Origin of the sequence: Saccharospirillum sp. MSK14-1 (genome assembly GCF_003054965.1) — a bacterium.
Taxonomy (GTDB): domain Bacteria; phylum Pseudomonadota; class Gammaproteobacteria; order Pseudomonadales; family Natronospirillaceae; genus Saccharospirillum.
This window is the reverse complement of sequence record NZ_MIES01000026.1, coordinates 494,918-510,944: the sequence shown is the minus strand read 5'-3', so window position 1 is coordinate 510,944 and position 16,027 is coordinate 494,918. Positions and strand designations below refer to the sequence as shown.

Annotated in this window: 19 protein-coding genes; 8 read left to right on the top strand and 11 right to left on the bottom strand. The window is 55.9% G+C overall.

Going from position 1 to position 16,027, the window contains the following annotated elements:
- The gene (locus BGP77_RS06370) at positions 1 to 420 is read left to right on the top strand and encodes a PilZ domain-containing protein (protein WP_158269291.1); all 420 of its coding nucleotides are present in this window, start codon (positions 1 to 3) and stop codon (positions 418 to 420) included.
- Between the two features lie 75 nt (positions 421 to 495).
- Here the strand turns inward: BGP77_RS06370 and BGP77_RS06365 are convergent, their stop codons facing one another.
- From BGP77_RS06365 to BGP77_RS06345, 5 genes are all read right to left on the bottom strand, one after another.
- Positions 496 to 969: an SAM-dependent methyltransferase gene (locus tag BGP77_RS06365; RefSeq protein ID WP_108163875.1), complete on the bottom strand. Its 474-nt coding sequence runs from the start codon at positions 967 to 969 to the stop codon at positions 496 to 498.
- Positions 957 to 1,664, bottom strand: a complete 708-nt coding sequence (locus BGP77_RS06360; RefSeq protein WP_233252315.1) for an alpha/beta fold hydrolase — start codon at positions 1,662 to 1,664, stop codon at positions 957 to 959. Before BGP77_RS06360 ends, BGP77_RS06365 begins: the two co-directional genes overlap by 13 nt.
- Positions 1,661 to 2,125 carry a nuclear transport factor 2 family protein gene (locus BGP77_RS06355; RefSeq protein ID WP_108163874.1) on the bottom strand — a complete coding sequence of 155 codons (465 nt, stop codon included), beginning with the start codon at positions 2,123 to 2,125 and terminating at the stop codon, positions 1,661 to 1,663. Before BGP77_RS06355 ends, BGP77_RS06360 begins: the two co-directional genes overlap by 4 nt.
- Positions 2,126 to 2,213: 88 nt before the next feature.
- A complete protein-coding gene (locus BGP77_RS06350; RefSeq protein ID WP_108163873.1) occupies positions 2,214 to 2,885 on the bottom strand; it encodes a haloacid dehalogenase type II in 672 nt (223 codons plus the stop codon).
- A gap of 42 nt (positions 2,886 to 2,927) precedes the next feature.
- Positions 2,928 to 3,821, bottom strand: coding sequence for a LysR family transcriptional regulator (locus BGP77_RS06345; RefSeq protein ID WP_108163872.1), 894 nt, complete (start codon positions 3,819 to 3,821; stop codon positions 2,928 to 2,930).
- 181 nt (positions 3,822 to 4,002) lie between these two features.
- Here BGP77_RS06345 and ligA point away from each other — a divergent pair, with 181 nt between their 5' ends.
- The 3 genes from ligA to BGP77_RS06330 all read left to right on the top strand — a co-directional run bounded on the left by ligA (position 4,003) and on the right by BGP77_RS06330 (position 6,348).
- The gene (gene ligA / locus BGP77_RS06340) at positions 4,003 to 4,398 is read left to right on the top strand and encodes a protocatechuate 4,5-dioxygenase subunit alpha (RefSeq protein WP_108163871.1); all 396 of its coding nucleotides are present in this window, start codon (positions 4,003 to 4,005) and stop codon (positions 4,396 to 4,398) included.
- Between the two features lie 3 nt (positions 4,399 to 4,401).
- Positions 4,402 to 5,241, top strand: a complete 840-nt coding sequence (locus tag BGP77_RS06335; RefSeq protein WP_108163870.1) for a class III extradiol dioxygenase subunit beta — start codon at positions 4,402 to 4,404, stop codon at positions 5,239 to 5,241.
- Positions 5,242 to 5,337: 96 nt separating this feature from the next.
- The gene (locus BGP77_RS06330) at positions 5,338 to 6,348 is read left to right on the top strand and encodes an amidohydrolase family protein (RefSeq protein WP_108163869.1); all 1,011 of its coding nucleotides are present in this window, start codon (positions 5,338 to 5,340) and stop codon (positions 6,346 to 6,348) included.
- A gap of 138 nt (positions 6,349 to 6,486) precedes the next feature.
- Here BGP77_RS06330 and BGP77_RS06325 read toward each other — a convergent pair whose 3' ends face one another.
- Positions 6,487 to 7,080 carry an outer membrane protein gene (locus BGP77_RS06325; protein WP_108163868.1) on the bottom strand — a complete coding sequence of 198 codons (594 nt, stop codon included), beginning with the start codon at positions 7,078 to 7,080 and terminating at the stop codon, positions 6,487 to 6,489.
- Between the two features lie 304 nt (positions 7,081 to 7,384).
- Positions 7,385 to 8,218: a fumarylacetoacetate hydrolase family protein gene (locus tag BGP77_RS06320; protein ID WP_108163867.1), complete on the bottom strand. Its 834-nt coding sequence runs from the start codon at positions 8,216 to 8,218 to the stop codon at positions 7,385 to 7,387.
- A 187-nt stretch (positions 8,219 to 8,405) separates the two neighbouring features.
- Here BGP77_RS06320 and BGP77_RS06315 point away from each other — a divergent pair, with 187 nt between their 5' ends.
- Positions 8,406 to 9,395, top strand: a complete 990-nt coding sequence (locus tag BGP77_RS06315; protein WP_233252314.1) for an aldo/keto reductase — start codon at positions 8,406 to 8,408, stop codon at positions 9,393 to 9,395.
- 4 nt (positions 9,396 to 9,399) lie between these two features.
- Here BGP77_RS06315 and BGP77_RS06310 read toward each other — a convergent pair whose 3' ends face one another.
- Entirely contained in the window at positions 9,400 to 10,296 is an 897-nt protein-coding gene (locus tag BGP77_RS06310) for a LysR family transcriptional regulator (protein ID WP_108163866.1), read from the bottom strand.
- A 138-nt stretch (positions 10,297 to 10,434) separates the two neighbouring features.
- Between BGP77_RS06310 and pobA the strand changes: the two genes are divergently transcribed.
- Entirely contained in the window at positions 10,435 to 11,628 is a 1,194-nt protein-coding gene (pobA, locus tag BGP77_RS06305; RefSeq protein ID WP_108163865.1) for a 4-hydroxybenzoate 3-monooxygenase, read from the top strand.
- A gap of 89 nt (positions 11,629 to 11,717) precedes the next feature.
- On the opposite strand, the gene BGP77_RS06300 is transcribed toward pobA, so the two are convergent.
- The gene (locus tag BGP77_RS06300; protein WP_108163864.1) at positions 11,718 to 12,491 is read right to left on the bottom strand and encodes a TSUP family transporter; all 774 of its coding nucleotides are present in this window, start codon (positions 12,489 to 12,491) and stop codon (positions 11,718 to 11,720) included.
- Positions 12,492 to 12,614: 123 nt separating this feature from the next.
- On the opposite strand from BGP77_RS06300, the gene BGP77_RS06295 reads away from it, so the two are divergent.
- Positions 12,615 to 13,061, top strand: a complete 447-nt coding sequence (locus tag BGP77_RS06295) for an SRPBCC family protein (RefSeq protein WP_108163863.1) — start codon at positions 12,615 to 12,617, stop codon at positions 13,059 to 13,061.
- Between the two features lie 21 nt (positions 13,062 to 13,082).
- Here BGP77_RS06295 and rmuC read toward each other — a convergent pair whose 3' ends face one another.
- Positions 13,083 to 14,468 (bottom strand): DNA recombination protein RmuC, encoded by a 1,386-nt coding sequence (gene rmuC / locus BGP77_RS06290; RefSeq protein WP_108163862.1) that lies wholly within the window; start codon positions 14,466 to 14,468, stop codon positions 13,083 to 13,085.
- A gap of 34 nt (positions 14,469 to 14,502) precedes the next feature.
- Positions 14,503 to 14,940 (bottom strand): SRPBCC domain-containing protein, encoded by a 438-nt coding sequence (locus BGP77_RS06285; protein ID WP_108163861.1) that lies wholly within the window; start codon positions 14,938 to 14,940, stop codon positions 14,503 to 14,505.
- A gap of 133 nt (positions 14,941 to 15,073) precedes the next feature.
- On the opposite strand from BGP77_RS06285, the gene BGP77_RS06280 reads away from it, so the two are divergent.
- Positions 15,074 to 16,021, top strand: coding sequence for a hypothetical protein (locus tag BGP77_RS06280; protein ID WP_108163860.1), 948 nt, complete (start codon positions 15,074 to 15,076; stop codon positions 16,019 to 16,021).
- Positions 16,022 to 16,027: the final 6 nt, after the last annotated feature.

Genomic DNA, 16,027 nt, shown 5'->3' with positions numbered 1-16,027 from the left:
ATGGACTCAAGGCGAAAGGACCGAGCTCGCTTCATCTATCGTCTGCGCGCCGAAGCCCAAGACGATCAGGGGCATTGGTTCAGTGGGCATCTGGTCGATGTCACGCTCGAGGGCATGATGTTGATCGGCAACACCGCCTACGCCCCCGATACTCGCCTGGCGCTGAGTGTCGAGCTGCCGCGCAATACCATGGGTGAAGGCAAGATGGGTTTTTGCGCCCGGGTGCGCTGGTGTGATCCAGAAAACGACGCAACGCTCTACGCCTTAGGCGTGTCGCTGGAAGAGATGCCGGCGCCGTCACGCCAGAAGCTGCAAGAACTGATGTCGCGCTTCAAAGAAGAATCCGACGAAGCTGCCGGCGACGCTGAGGATGACCTGGTACGCAATCACGGCGACGATCCGATCGTCCACAATCGCTGAAAGATTGCTATCCGCTGGATAGGAAACGTAAGACGCCAATCCGGTGTGCGTTGCGGCTTCCGTTCAACCTCTCCCTTAATAATACTTCCGCATTAATTCACTGGCCCAGCCGGGCTGACGTATCTCACCGCGTGGCAAGGTTTCCCGCCAGACCGGTTTCAGATCGAGCAGAGGCGTACCGTCCACTGCGTCCAGGTCTTCCACCTCGATGGTTAAGCCATCCACACTGACCACCTTGCAATAGGATACGCCAATGCGGTTCGGGCGCATGCGAGCGCGCTGAGCGAAGATACCGACGGACGGCCAGTCGGGATTGCCTCGCGGGTGACGCGCGCCGGTCTCGGTGGCTTCATCGGCATCGACATGAAACCAGAACAACACTTCCAGATGCGACAGCTCAGCCGTGCCTGCCAGCGCCTCAGGGCCGAACCGATCGGCCCGCAATTCCAGCCGACAGCGATTGCCGCCCCAGCCATCTTTGGTGGCCTCGGCGCGACCACCGCGAACCCAACCTATGGGCTGCAGATCAATGGATGTCAGCTCAGCCATTGCCAGAACGCCTCGTTCATCGCCTTGGGACGTTCCATCGTACTCATATGGCCCGCCGCTTCGATAGCGACCACTCGACTGTGACGTACCTGATCCGCCATTTCCTGATGTTGCTGCAGCGGGCTCCAACTGTCGTGGCTGCCGCAAATGAAGGTCGTCGGGCAGCGAATGGATTCGAGCACCTCAGTCGCGTCTGGGCGGTGAATTAAGGCGTGAATCTGGCGCTCAAAGGTCGCCACGGTTTTACTACCGATCATCTCAACAATGGTATTGATCAGCGCTGAATCGCTGAGCCGGTCCGGATGAACCATGCCCTGAACCCAGTCTTCGCCCATGGCACGCGTGCCATCACGCTGCGCCAATTCAACCAAACGCATGCGTCCAGCCACTTCGCGCTCACCGGCTTCGCCCTCGGCCAGCGCTTTATAACCGGTATCGAGCAGTGCCAGACGCACGACCCGCTCCGGAGCACGACGCATGACTTCCAGCGCCACCCGGCCGCCCATGGAATGCCCGGCCAGCGCAAAGCTTTCCGGCGCTTCGCTCAGTACATGGTCGGCCATGGCACCGAGATCATCGGCGAAATCGTAGTCCGGCACGCGGCAATCCCAGGCATCGCTGAGCGCATCGATTTGTGGCTGCCAGACATGCGCATCGCACATCAGACCGGGCAATAACATCAGGGTTGGTTTCACAGCGTTTCTCCTACCGGCATCTTCAGCGTAAAACTGGCGCGACGTTCGGCAATGCGCCAGCCGGCGTCGGTTTTGACGCAGGTATCGTGAAATTCTCCGACCAGGCAGCGGTGCAACGGCGCTCCAAAAACCGCGTCGGCCTGATCGCCTTCATCGCTGGAGTACAGCGTGACATAACAGTGCGCCCGCGCCCGATCGGCGGCATCGATGCTCACACTCAGGTTGGACACCAGATGGCGGTTCAACCGCTGCGGCGGGTTCTGTTCATAAGACGCCGATATTGCCTGCGGGCCCACCAATGGATCGGGCGTGGTGGGTCGAAATAGCTGGGCATTGGTATGGAAACATTGGTCGAGGGACGCGAAGTCCTTGCTGTCGATGGTTTTGCCGGTGCGGATGATCAGGTCTTCCACCGCACGGTGGATCAGGCAGCGATCCAATTCGGTCAATTCTTGGCTCATTGGGCCTCCCCTCTTGTCGTGCGCCAAGCATACTCAGTTCGCCGATCCAGCGGCGCCTTGGACAGTGCGTTCCGCTATTGCAAAGACGTTAGCCGGGCAAGGCGGTAACCAATTGATCCAGCCGCTCTACCGTCACCGTCGGCGACCATTCCCAGTCATCAAACGGCACGGCCGCTGACCGCTGAACCCAGGCCGCTTGCCAACCCACAGAACGGGCACCGAGTACATCAAAGGGGTTGGACGACACCAACCAAGTCGATTCGGCTGTGGCAGCAGTGCGCTTCAGGAAATGGGCATAGACCGCCGGGTCGGGTTTGAAGCGGCCAATCTCGTCGACACTGACAATACCGTCGAAGGTGTCCAGCACCCCGGCGCTGGCCAGGAGCGTTTCTACGGCCGCAGCCTGACCGTTAGAGAACGCCCACAACCGATGACCGGCGTGACCCAATTGCTGTAAGGCTGAGGCGGCATCCGAAAACGCCGGTAAGCGTCGATAACGGTCCAGCAGCTGTTGACGTTGCCGCGCCGTCACTGAGCATTGATGCAGTGCCAGCGCATAATCCAGCGCTTGGGAAGTACAGTCAGAGAAAGGTTGATAGCGGCCCATCAGGCCGCGGCGGAAGGCGTATTCGAGTTGTTTATCGCGCCAGCTTCGGCTGACCTGGGCAGCGGCCTCACCGACCATCGTCGACAGCTCCTCTACCACGCCCTGGGTATCAATCAGCGTTCCATAGATGTCGAACGCCAGCGTTGCTGTCATGAGTCTGTCCTCGCCTCGCTATCGCCAGGCGCCCAGCTTCGGTCAGCCCCAGCCTTCGGTCAACTCTTTGAGGAATTCGATGAACAACCGCGTTTTGGCGCTGAGCATACGTCGACTGGTATAGACCGCCGACGCCTTGGCGGGCGCATCCAACGCGTATTCACGACCCACTTCCACCAGCTGACCGGCTTCAATCAATTCGGCGCAATAGATGCGTGGTAGCAGACCAATACCGGTACCGGCGGCGACGGTGTCGCGCACCATGATCGGATCGATGGTTTCGATCGGTGCTTCGATTTCGGCTTTTTGTTTTTCACCATGATGGCGAATCAACAACGGCGTCCGGTTATAGCGACGTTCGCAGACTTTCACTTCCGCCAGCAAGTCTTCCAGGCTGTCGAAACGGTGATTGGCCGAAAAGGTCGCCGGATTCGCTACCCAAACCAGCGGTGTTTCAAATAAAGGAACCGCGATCAACTCCGAATCGGGCAAATCACCCACCTGAACCGCCAGATCGATGTGATCACCAATCAGGTCAACCGTGGTTGGCGTCACTTGAATGTTCAGCTGAATTTCCGGGTATTGCTCATGGAAGCTGTTTAAATGGCCGCCGAGAATGTGGCGACTGAAGGCCATCGGCAACGACACAGTCAACTCACCACTGGGCGTATGCGTCAGACCGTTCATCTGCGCATCGGCCACTTCAATCTGCTCCATGATCAGCTGGCAATGCTTATAGAAAATCTCACCTTCACTGGTCATACGCATCTGTCGAGAGTTGCGTTCCAGCAGACGGACCTGGAGATCGTCTTCGAGTCGTTGGATAAAGCGGCTGACACTCGATTTGGGCATACGCAGGGCTCGAGCAGCCGCTGAAATGCCTTCACGCTCAACCACAGCGACAAAGACGGGCAGATCGGCAATGTTCCACTTCACGAACGAAACGTCCTATTGTTATAGGTTGTTCCAGATTGTGCCCTTAACTAGTCTCATTGTCACCCTATTCCGGCGCAGGGCACCTGAGTACGCCCTAAAATAACGCCAATGCAAAATGCACCGGAACGAATACTCGTCGGATCACTCACTTAGAAGTGACCACGCTCAAGAGGTGAAACCAATGAACCGCGAAGACCGTGAATACATGGACATTCCTGGCACCTACGTCATGGATGGTCGGCACTGCCGTCAGGGCTATCACCTGAACATGTTCTGTATGTCACTGAACCAAGCTGAAAACCGCGACGCCTTTCGCAAGGACGAAGCGGCCTACCTGGACAACTACAAACTGACCCCCGAGCAACGCAAAGCCGTACTCGAACGTGACTGGCTCGAACTCCTGCGTCTGGGCGGCAACATCTACTACACCTTTAAACTCGCCATTTTCGACGGCCATTCCATGCAGTACGTCGGCGGCGAAATGAGCGGTGTGACGGAAGAAGAGTTTGCAAAAATGATGTTAGGCGGCGGGCGTTCCGTCGAAGGCAATCGCAGCAAGAAAGCACAGGAGCGCTAAACCATGGCTAGAATTACGACCGGCATCGGCTCATCCCACGTCCCGGCAATTGGCGCCGCGATCGATAATGGCAAAACCCAAAACGATTACTGGAAACCGTTATTCGATGGCTACCAGCCCGTGCGCGATTGGCTGAAAGAGAACAAACCCGACGTCGCTATTGTGGTCTACAACGATCACGCCTCAGCCTTCGGCCTGAACCTGATCCCGACGTTCACCCTGGGTGTGGCGGAATCCTTCAACCCGGCGGATGAAGGCTATGGCCCGCGCAAAGTGCCGGTCGCCGAAGGCGAACCAGATCTGGCCTGGCATCTGGCGGAATCGCTGATTCTCGATGAATTCGACATGACCATCGCCAACGAAATGGACATCGACCACGGCTGCACCGTACCGCTGTCGATTGCCTTTGGTGAGCCAGCAGAATGGCCGTGCAAAATCATCCCGCTGTGCGTCAACGTCATTCAATATCCGCCACCGACCGGCAAGCGCTGCTTCGATCTGGGTGTGGCGATTCGCAAAGCCGTCGAAGCCTACGGCGAAGACCTCAACGTCGCCATCTTTGGCACCGGCGGTATGTCGCACCAATTGCAGGGCGAGCGCGCCGGTCTGGTAAACGAAGAATTCGACCGCGCCTTCCTGCGCGACCTGACCGCCGACGTACCCGGCCTGGTGAAAAAGCAGCACGTCGAGTACATGCGCGAAGCGGGCTCTGAAGGCATTGAACTGGTGATGTGGCTGATCATGCGTGGTGCCCTTGGCGATGCGGCCAAGGAAACCTACAGCTTCTATCACGTACCGGCTTCCAACACCGGCGCTGGTATTATTCTGCTGGAAGACGAATAACCGTCTGGCGGACAACCCAACAAACGGGGCCCTTTGGCCCCGGCTAAAAACACAATTAATAACAACACAACATCACCGACTTATTTGGAGCGGACCATGATCATCGATTGCCACGGTCACTACACCACGGCCCCGGGCGAACTGGGCGAATACCGCGACCGTCAACGCGCGGAACTGAAAGACGACCCCAACTTTCGCACCTCCAAAGGCGCGCTGAACATCAGCGACGACCAAATCCGTGAAAGCATCGAAAACAACCAGCTGAAACTTCAGCGCGAACGCGGCACAGACCTCACCATCTTCTCACCGCGCGCCAGCTGGATGGGGCACGACCTCGGCAACGAGAGCACCAGCATTGCCTGGACCGAACACTGCAACGATTTGATCAAGCGCGTCTGCGACCTGTTCCCACAAAACTTCGCACCGGTCGCCCAGCTACCGCAAAGCCCTCAGGTTTCCCCGGAAGCCTGTGTCGCCGAGCTGGAGCGCACCGTTGAACAAATGGGCTTTATCGGCTGTAACCTGAACCCCGATCCGTCCGGTGGGTTCTGGAAAGACAAGCCGTTGTACGACAAGTTCTGGTACCCGATCTACGAGAAAATGGTCGAACTGAATATCCCGGCGATGATTCACGTCAGTGGTTCCTGCCACGAAAGCTTCGACACCACCTCGTCTTATTACCTGAGCGCCGACACCACCGCCTTTGTGCATATGATGAAATCCGATCTGTTTAAAGACTTCCCGGATTTGAAATTCATCATCCCACACGGCGGCGGCGCGGTGCCTTATCACTGGGGTCGTTTCCGTGGCATCAGTGAAGACAAAGGCTGGGGCGATCTGGAAGAGCGCGTGCTCAACAACATCTACTTCGACACCTGCGTTTACCACCAGGAAGGCATCGACCTGTTGCTGGATGTGATTCCGACCAAGAACATCCTCTTCGCCTCAGAAATGATCGGCGCTGTTCGCGGCATCGACCCGCGGACCGGAAATTATTACGACGACACCAAGCGTTATATCGATGGCAATACCAAGTTAAGCGTTGCTGAAAAACAGATGATTTTTGAAGACAACGCCCGCGCAGTATTTCCGCGACTGAAAGTTTAGTCGTCATGATTACCGCGCCAAACTGGCGCGGTTTACCCACCAGCTATCCCATCTTGTGTTGTGCTTTACCCGCCTTAGAGGCGGGTTTTTTTACATGACTCGGTGTCGAATCGGTTTTTATTTTCAGAAAAAGGCGACTCAATTAAGCGTATAAGACAAACCAAAGGTGAAATTACTGTCCATATAGAGCCGATCGGTTTGATAGCCGTCCGTCTGGTCTCCAGTAGCGTCTTTTTCTACCGATTCGAATTTAGGATTGCCGATTTCAAGACCATACTCAGCATGTATTGCCACGCGCTCACTGAGCTCATGTTCAAACCCTAAATCAATAATACCGTACAGAGTGAATGTCGTTGTTTCTTCTGACGCTCCAGTTTCAAAATCAGTCGCGTCTGTTCGGCTATAAAAACCGGCGCTACCACTGACATAAGCTCCTTCCATGAAAAAATATTGCAGACCGGCTCTTAATGCCAAATTCGGGTCCCTCGACTTACTATGAGCTTCATAACGATCCGTAGAAGTGTCGTAATCTTTCATATCGTCGTTCTGCAAAAACAGGGTATCTAATACGCCATATACAGCCAGTTGGTCCGATGTCGCATAACGCAGACCTACAGCATTTTCACCGATTGGTTTAATGATAAAATCCAAATCTCCTTCCTGAATGGGAGATTGTGCATAAGCATTAGCAGCTAATAAAACACAGCCAGACAGCAGAAATATTTTCTTCATATCGATATCCTTCTTGGCTATTCATATTCGTTTTAAAGCCTATAAAGTCGGATAATCCCATCGACTTTTATAGAACGTTCCAAAACAGATTCGCAAAAAGAGTGCACAAAACAAAGAAAACATTGCCGGAATTACGGACAGATGCGACACCAAAAATAAAATTCAGGTCACTAGAAACCTCATTAATTGAACTCAATTTTATTGATAGGAAAACTTGTAAAATTATTGACGGTTTCTCGCCAGATAATTGAGCCCTGCCGAAAATATGCCAATTAGATGACGGTTCTTTGCTCGCTGAAAACCATCAACTTTCCTGCATCACTGAATTCGTTAACTCACCGACCTTACTGATTCTTACCCGAACGTCATCGCCCGCCTTCAACCAAACTCTTGGCTTTCGAAAGGCGCCCGCACCACCTGGGGTACCGGTGACGATTACATCGCCAGGGTTGAGTTGCGAGAACGTACTGATGTATTCGATCAGATGCGGCACATCAAACACCAGATCACTGACGTCGGTCTCTTGCATGACCTCGCCATTGAGCTCGGTCGTTAAATGCAGTTGCGATGGATCGGGAATCTCATCAGTCGTCACCAAAGCCGGACCGAATCCGCCGCTGCCGGGAAAGTTCTTCCCTGGCGTAAATTGCGAGGTATGAACCTGCCAGTCACGAACCGATGCATCGTTGTAGCAACTGTAACCGGCAATATAATCCAGAGCCTCGTCGGCCGTTACATGGCGCGCTGTTTTGCCAATGATTACTGCCAGCTCACCTTCGTAATCAAAACGATGCGATACCTTAGGAATAATCAGCGGCTGACCATGACCAACCTGGGTGTCAGCATAACGAGTAAAGATCATCGGATGTTCCGGTTTGGGCATGCCTGTTTCGACGATATGGCGCGCGTAGTTGATGCCAATGCAGTAAATTTTTTCGGCATCAGGAATCACCGGCAAATAGGTTATGTCATCGAAGCGAATCAACGGCAGATCATCCCATTGCTGCACGCCCGCTAATCCAGCACCGCGCAGCAGCGCTTTAAGCGTCGGGGCCAAGGCACGGGCATCGCGCACGCCATAGGTATCCAACACACCAAAACCGACCTCACCTCGATGCATAAAAGACACCCATTTCATAACCAACTCCTCACACTGATAGAGCGTTTAACCATACCGGTTTTCGGCCATCAAGGGTGGGTGGCGTCTCCCCAACCATCGTCACCCATGCAACACAGCGTACTAAACATGCAACGCCTGTGGGCGCTACACTGGAGGGTCTTTATCAGCTTTACTTATCGACGGCAAAACGTTCGCGGAGGAACGCATGAACACATTGAAAGACACTCGCGCCATTGGCCTGGGTTGCATGAACCTCTCGCACGCCTATGGGCCGCGTCCATCGGAGGAAGACGGCATCAAACTGCTCAACGCAGCACTGGATGCTGGCTACGACCACCTCGATACCGCCGCCCTCTATGGCTTTGGTAAAAACGAATCTCTGCTCGGTCGCGGTATCATGCATCGTCGTGACGAGTTCTATCTGGCCAGCAAATGCGGCATGTTCAAAGGCCCAGACGGCAAACGCGCCATCGATGGTCGCCCGGACGTGATTAAAGAAACCTGCGAAGCCGCGCTGCAGCGTCTGAACACCGAGGTGATCGACCTGTATTACCTGCATCGCTGGGATAAAAACGTGCCCATCGAAGACAGCGTCGGCGCCATGGCCGATCTGGTTAAAGAAGGTAAGGTGCGCGAACTGGGTTTGTCGGAAGTCTCGGCTGACACTCTGCGCAAGGCGCACGCCGTTCACCCCATTGCCGCAGTACAAACCGAATACTCGCTGTGGACGCGCAATGCGGAAATTGCCGTGATCAAAGCGTGCGAAGAAATGGGCGTCACCTTTGTCGCCTTCAGCCCACTGGCGCGCGGCTATCTTGGCGCCAAATTGATTGATCCTTCGCGCCTGCCCGAAGGCGATATCCGCCGTCAGATGCCACGCTTTACCACCGAGCACTACGCCAAAAACCTGGCTTTGCTGGAACCGATGAAAACGCTCGCGGCGGAACACCAAGTGACGGTGGCGCAACTGGCCCTGGCCTGGGTGCTGCACCGTTCGCCGTCCATTGTGGCCATACCCGGCACCACGCATATCCAGCACATGAAAGACAACCTGGCAGCGGCGGACGTCAAGCTGAGCCAGAGTGTGGTCGATGAGCTGGATCGGTTGATCAACAAAGACACCGTCAGTGGTCCGCGCTACGGCAAAGCGACGCTGGCGGAAATCGACACGGAAATGTTCAGCGAGACCGACTGAGCGCTCAGTGCTTGGCGCCAGCAACCCGAGCGAAGGTCGACGCTAATACCCGGCTGGCGGGTGTTAGCGGGCTTTCGCGACGGTGAATGATGTACAGCGGATAGTCGGGGATGGTGTCGCGCACCGGCACCTCCACCAGTAAATCGCGGTACTGCGGCTGCTGCGCCAGTTTGGCTGGCAGCAACGCTACCGCTTCGGAATGCACCAGCAGCGCCAGCGTCGAGGTCATTGAGTAACACTCCATGCGTGGCTGCGGTGCGGCGAGTCCGGCTCGTTCGAAAATCTTCACCACCAGAGGGCTGATGTTGGCACCGGCACCCACATGCACCCAGTCCGCCGGATCAAGCTGCGCCAAACGGGTGGACTCGCGATAGCGGCTGGTCACACTGGTCACCACCGCCATCCGCATCCGCTCGATTTCCTCGACTATAAACTCCGATTCCGACAACGGCTCCCACAGCGGGCAGACGGCAAAATCGATATGACCGGCGCGCAGTTGATCAATCGCCAAGGCTTGCAAGCCTTCGTAGATATCCAGGCGCACCTGCGGGCAATCGCGCTGGAACAGGCGCACCGCCTGCGGCACCAGATCGACACACGACGATGGCGCCAACACGATGCGCACCGCCCCTTCCAACTCACCGCGCAATTGTTTCATTTCATCCAGAGCGCGATCGGTTTCATTGAGAATCGCCCGGGCACGCACGGCAAACGCCTCGCCATACCGCGTCAGATCAATGCCCTTTTGCGACCGGGTAATCAGCGGCACGCCCAGCTCGGCTTCCAGTTGACGCAGCTTTTTCGACACCCCCGGCTGTGACTGATGCAACGCCTTGGCGGCGGCACGAATGCTGCCGCTGTGCAGCGTCGCCATAAAGGCTTCAATCAGATCGAGCTTCATGGGTGCTCCATTACTCTATAACCATTAGTTATCATGCTAACCAATTTATCATCTACAGCAATAGGGTGGGTGGTGGTACTTTGCTTCGATAACGGCTTGTACCAGACTGACAACAACAATCACCAGCGGAGGTAATGCATGAGCCAGACTCAAAAGACTCAGGTCGCCATCATCGGCGGCGGGCCAGCCGGCATGCTGCTGTCCATCCTGTTGTACCGCGAAGGCATCGATTCCATCGTTATCGAACGCGCCACCCGGGCGCACGTGTTAGAGCGTATCCGCGCTGGCATTCTCGAATGGAGCGCGGTGGAACTGCTGCGCCGAGCCGGCGTCAGCGAACGCATGGATAAGCAAGGTCACGCCCACGACGGCACCCGCGTCGCCTGGAAGGGCGAGCGCCACCTGATGATCGATTCCTTCAAGTACTCCAAGCGCAAGCTGATGGCCTACGGCCAGACGTACATCACCGAAGACCTCTACGCCGAAATGGACAACATCGGTGGTCAGGTCTGGCATGAAGCCGAAGACGTGGTACTGCACGAGCTGACCGATCAATCGTCTTACGTCACCTTCAGCAAAGACGGCGAACAACACCGCATCGACTGCGATTTCATCGCTGGCTGTGATGGTTTCCATGGTGTATCGCGTCGCTCCATTCCTGAGTCGGTTCAGAAAACCTTCGAGAAGGTGTATCCGTTCGGCTGGCTGGGCGTGATGTCAGAAACCCCGCCGCTCGAAGACCTTTGGTACGTACAGCACGAGCGCGGCTTTGCACTGGCGTCGCAACGCAGCCCAATGCTGAGCCGTTACTACGTTCAGTGCTCTATGGACGACAAAGTAGAAAACTGGTCGGACGACCGTTTCTGGGACGAACTGACCCAGCGCTTTCCGCCCGACATTGCCAAGCAGATCGTCACCGGACCGTCGATTGAAAAGTCCATCGCACCCCTGCGTTCATTCGTCTCCGAGCCGATGCGCTTCGGCAATCTGTTTCTGGCCGGTGACGCCGCTCACATCGTGCCACCAACTGGCGCCAAAGGTCTGAACCTGGCCGCCAGTGACGTCTATTACCTGTGGCGCGCGCTAACCACGCACTTCAAGGAAAACAACGACAGCCTGCTGGATCGGTATTCCGAAGTGGCGCTGGCGCGGGTGTGGAAAACCGAACGCTTCAGCTGGTGGCTGACAGGCCTGCTGCACGTCTTCCCGGATCAACTGCCGTTCGAAACCCGCGCCCAGGAAGCCGAACTCGACAGCATCGCCGAGTCCGAAGCCGGCCTCGCCTGGCTGGGCGAACAATACGGCGGTTTCCCGATTGAGGACTGGGGGTAAAACCCGGTATCCGTCGAAGACGGATAGACAGAGTGACTTAACGTCACTCTGTCAGGGTTTTATGACCGGCCACGGATTTTACAACCCAATCAAAGCAGAACCTGCACCACCCCGACAGAGCTGGTGATCAGCAACACCCAGCCCAGCCCGCGGTAGAACTGACGTGAGTCAGCGCGTTGGAGCAAGGAGTGGAAACGCAACCCTAGAACATGCCCTAAGGCTGCAGCGGGCAACAAATACAATGCCGCCAGTAATTGCAGGTCGACATCAAAGGCTACAAACGCACCCAGCTTGATACACACCAGCACAAACCAAAGCGCAAAAAGCGTATCGCGCAACTGATGGCGCGCGACATGCTGTGCCGCTACGGCAATCAATAACGGCGCGCCGACCAGCGATGCGCCACTGATATAGCCACCGAGAATAATGAACACAATTTCCAGCGCTTTGGAATTGCTTTGGAAGGGTTTATTCAGGATGTAGCTGATCGAATAGCTGCCAACGATGACAAAAATAATGCCACTCATCACAGCATCGGGCAGCGTCAGCAAGCCAAAAACCCCGATCAGTTTAGGGATCAGCAGCAGCGCCAGTAACTTACCCAAATAGTGCCAATCGACTGTGCCGCCGTCAGTCTGGTCAGATGCTCGCGATTGACGATGACTTTGCCAGACCGTCAACGACGAAAACACCAGCAAATGAATGCCGATGATCGGCAGAAACACGACCGGCCTGTCGGCGATTAATAACAGGAACGGCAACGACAATGCCGCCCCGCCAAAACCCAGACCAGAACGGACAAAACCGCTCCAGACAAACACCAAAGCGATCAGACCAAGCTGCACCAGACTGAGATCAGACATAAGACGACTTAATGGGAGTGAGTGGCTAGTGTATCCATTGGTAGCTATTTGTCAGCCGCATCGACAACATTCGATTGGCCGCCTAAGCTGGCGACTGTCGGGTGAACAGGCAGGAGTTGCGTCATGAAATACAGCGTACACGTGGACATCAAACGGCCTCGGGACGAAGTCGTCGAGCTGTTTGATAACCCCGACCATCTGCCCACCTGGCAGCCCGATCTGATTGAACTGGAGCCCATTGCCGGTATTCCCGGTCAACCCGACAGCCAGGTGCGACTGGTATACCGCATGGGCAAACGGGAGATGGAAATGATCGAAACCGTGCTCGAGCGTCACTTGCCAGAACGCATCGCCATGCGTTTTGAGACCTCCGGCATGAGCAATCAGATGGTTAATCGTTTCGAAGACTTAGGCGGCTCAACACGCTGGCATGCCGACAATGAATTCATCGGCACTGGCTGGATGAAACTGATGACGTGGTTTTTACCCGGTGCTTTCCGCAAAGAATCGCTGAAAACAATGCGACGCTTTAAAAAATTTGTGGAAAGCAGAAGCCCGGACGAGCGCTAAAACCGCCGAGCCATTCCTGTATCAGTCGGTATCCACAGAAGCACTGTCTGCGTCATCTGAGCCCAAACCGGTGGCAACCGATTCCGGCAATTTACGCCGCACCGATGCGCCCAACTCTTCCAACACTTCCACCTGCCGCACCAGTGAACCTCGACCATCGCGCAACGAACTCCAGGCGTCATCGTAAGTGCGTTGTGCGGTGCCTAACTGATTGCCCAATTTCTCCATCTTCTCGGCAAAGATGCGCAGTTTGTCGTACACCTTGCCCGCCTGATCGAAGAGTTTTTTGGCGTTATCGTTTTGCCGCTCCAGCGTCCAGAGGTTGGCGACGGTGCGCAGCGTTGCCAGCAAGGTGGTTGGCGTTACCACCACAATGTTGCGTTCAAAGCCATCGTTAAACAGCTGCGGGTCTGCCTGGAATGCCGCGATAAAAGCAGGCTCCACCGGCATAAACATCAATACAAAATCCGGCGCCTTCATGCCTTCCAAATGCGGATAATCTTTATCGCTTAACGAGCGAATGTGCTGACGAACCGATCCGATGTGGCGCTTCAAAGCCGCGTCACGTTCCAGATCGTCTTCGGCGCTAATGTACTGCTGATAATCGTTCAGCGACACTTTTGAATCGATGATCAGGTGTTTGCCATCGGGTAAATAAACAATGAAATCCGGACGTCGGTTCTGGCCGTCTTCGTCTTTAAAATTAGCTTCGCGTTCAAACTCTCGACCGCGCTGCAAACCGGCACTTTCCAAAATACGTTCGACTTGCAACTCACCCCAGTTACCCTGCAATTTTTTATCACCGCGTAACGCCCGGGTTAAATCGCCGGCCTGCTGATTCAACTGATTGTTCATTTCTTTCAGCGAATCGAGCTGGGTTTTCAGCTCGGCGCGACCCTGAGTGTCCTGGGTATGAATGTCATCAACGCGCTTTCGGAATTGCTCCACCTGCTCACGAAATGGCTTTAGCAACGCATTGAGATTTTCCTGACTTTGTTCGGCAAAACGTTTGCCTTTGTGGTCGAAAATCTCATTCGCCAAATTGGAAAATTCCTGCTTCAACTGCTCTTTGTTTTCTTTGAGCAATTGAATCTGTTCTTCATAGTGACGCGCATCGGCTCGATGCTGAGTTTCCAGTCGCGCCATCTGGTTGTTGCTGTCGTTTAGCGACGATTCCAGCTGCTGCAATCGCGCCCGGCTGGCGTCCAGCTCGGCCTGGGTATCGCCACGCTGACGCTCCGCCATCTGGGTTTCGAAACGCGCCTGTTGCAAGTCGCTTTGCTGTTGCTGTAACGCTTTCAGCAGACGTTGACGCACGATCGCCATACCGCCGCCCGCCAGGGCAGCACCGACCAACGCCGACAGTAACAGCGAGGTCCACAGTTCGGTTAACACCGAGCCAGTCATATTCCGGGTTCTCCTGCGAAGCTGAGCGGGACGCTTAAGTCCAGACGCTCAGATCATCGTCGTTGTGAGGCAGTTCGTCGTTGTGGTGGCAGTTGGCGCGCAGTTTGATCAGTCGCTCTCCCCAGCGGGTGTTTTCGGCTGCCAGGCTGGCTTCATCGAGACGCCAATCGCGGTGTTCCAGGCAAACACTGAACCCTTGTTTGGCACGCTTTAGCGTCCACAGGATCAGCGTGTTTTCCCAGTCCGGCGCACCTTGCACACACAGCCATTCCAGTCGCAGGTCGGGCTCTTCTTCTACCACTCGCACCGTAATCGGCGCTTCCAGGTCGCTGCTGGTGAAGCGCCAGCTATCGCCACCGGCAATGCTGACAGTACCCGACCACCAGGATTGCAATCCGGTTCGGGTCGTCAGTTGCTCCCAGATGCGGGCAGCGGGCGCGTCGATATCGACCTGATGAAACAATGTGACCATGAGCGTCCTCAATGTTGTTGCGAGCGCGTTGGCTCACGCTTTTTGTCGGCCATATTCTGACACGTTTTGGCTGTTCAAGTCGCCCAGCCGGAACTAAGGTGGCCCGATATTTTCAGTTACCGTCAGGCCACCCGTGATCGCCAATGCCATGCTGACACTGACGCCGGAAGCGTCACTTAACCGACTGCCAGTGACACTGCCGGGCGAACCAACCCGGCCCGCGCGCCATTGGGTTTCGACCCAGGCGTTGCATGGTTTGATGCTCGATGAGGACCCGGGCGATGAGCGCTCAGTGCGGCAGTTTTTGCGCACCTTCGATGCCCGAAACCCCCAGGACGAATGCATACTAACGCGCTATGCCAACCGGTTAATGACAGTTTTAAAAACCGCTTTGCGCGCCGATTACTGGGCCCAGGGCAGCCCCTTCCAGCAAGGGTATGCGCACTGTTGGCGCCAATGCCAGCGGCTGGTCCTGGGTGGCGGTTTGAGCAGCGATGCCTTTGGTCGTGCGCTGATGGCCGCACTCACCGGCGGGCTGGACGGCCGGGAATTGGCGTTGTCGCCTTATGGCGGTCAAACCGGTCTGGTCGGTTTGGCCACGCTGTGGTCGCAACCGTCCCCCTTGCTGGTGATGGATTTCGGCGCTACCGGCATTAAGCGCGGTCTGGTTGATGAACGCGGCAAGTTACAGTCCTTGCCCGAATTGAATGTGGATCACTGGCTGAACGACGACGGTCTGTTTCGCGCCGATGCCTTTCAGGCGGTGTTACACGACAGCCGCATGGCCGTTGGCACCGCCTTACCCACGGCCATCAGTCTGGCGTGTTATATGAAGGACGGTCAGCCATACGATTACCGCTCCGGTGTTTACCACCGCCTGATTGATGACAGCCCGCACCTGGCGCACAGCCTGGATCAACAATGGTTACCGAAGGCGGGACTGGGCCGACTCGTCAGCCTGATGCACGACAGCAGCGCCGCGGCTTTGGCGTTTCCCAGTCCGGTGCCTGCCATCATGGTGACGTTGGGCACCGGCCTCGGTGTTGGGCTGTGCCCACTGGACGATCCAACCGTCGCTTGAGCGTCG

Coding starts and splice junctions, on each gene's coding strand:
- BGP77_RS06285 (WP_108163861.1), bottom strand. CDS start 14,940: ATGGTCACATTGTTTCATCAGGTCGATATCGACGCGCCCGCTGCCCGC.
- BGP77_RS06365 (WP_108163875.1), bottom strand. CDS start 969: ATGGCTGAGCTGACATCCATTGATCTGCAGCCCATAGGTTGGGTTCGC.
- BGP77_RS06315 (WP_233252314.1), top strand. CDS start 8,406: ATGAACACATTGAAAGACACTCGCGCCATTGGCCTGGGTTGCATGAAC.
- rmuC (WP_108163862.1), bottom strand. CDS start 14,468: ATGACTGGCTCGGTGTTAACCGAACTGTGGACCTCGCTGTTACTGTCG.
- BGP77_RS06310 (WP_108163866.1), bottom strand. CDS start 10,296: ATGAAGCTCGATCTGATTGAAGCCTTTATGGCGACGCTGCACAGCGGC.
- BGP77_RS06370 (WP_158269291.1), top strand. CDS start 1: ATGGACTCAAGGCGAAAGGACCGAGCTCGCTTCATCTATCGTCTGCGC.
- BGP77_RS06320 (WP_108163867.1), bottom strand. CDS start 8,218: ATGAAATGGGTGTCTTTTATGCATCGAGGTGAGGTCGGTTTTGGTGTG.
- BGP77_RS06300 (WP_108163864.1), bottom strand. CDS start 12,491: ATGTCTGATCTCAGTCTGGTGCAGCTTGGTCTGATCGCTTTGGTGTTT.
- BGP77_RS06335 (WP_108163870.1), top strand. CDS start 4,402: ATGGCTAGAATTACGACCGGCATCGGCTCATCCCACGTCCCGGCAATT.
- BGP77_RS06330 (WP_108163869.1), top strand. CDS start 5,338: ATGATCATCGATTGCCACGGTCACTACACCACGGCCCCGGGCGAACTG.
- ligA (WP_108163871.1), top strand. CDS start 4,003: ATGAACCGCGAAGACCGTGAATACATGGACATTCCTGGCACCTACGTC.
- BGP77_RS06325 (WP_108163868.1), bottom strand. CDS start 7,080: ATGAAGAAAATATTTCTGCTGTCTGGCTGTGTTTTATTAGCTGCTAAT.
- BGP77_RS06355 (WP_108163874.1), bottom strand. CDS start 2,125: ATGAGCCAAGAATTGACCGAATTGGATCGCTGCCTGATCCACCGTGCG.
- BGP77_RS06295 (WP_108163863.1), top strand. CDS start 12,615: ATGAAATACAGCGTACACGTGGACATCAAACGGCCTCGGGACGAAGTC.
- BGP77_RS06350 (WP_108163873.1), bottom strand. CDS start 2,885: ATGACAGCAACGCTGGCGTTCGACATCTATGGAACGCTGATTGATACC.
- pobA (WP_108163865.1), top strand. CDS start 10,435: ATGAGCCAGACTCAAAAGACTCAGGTCGCCATCATCGGCGGCGGGCCA.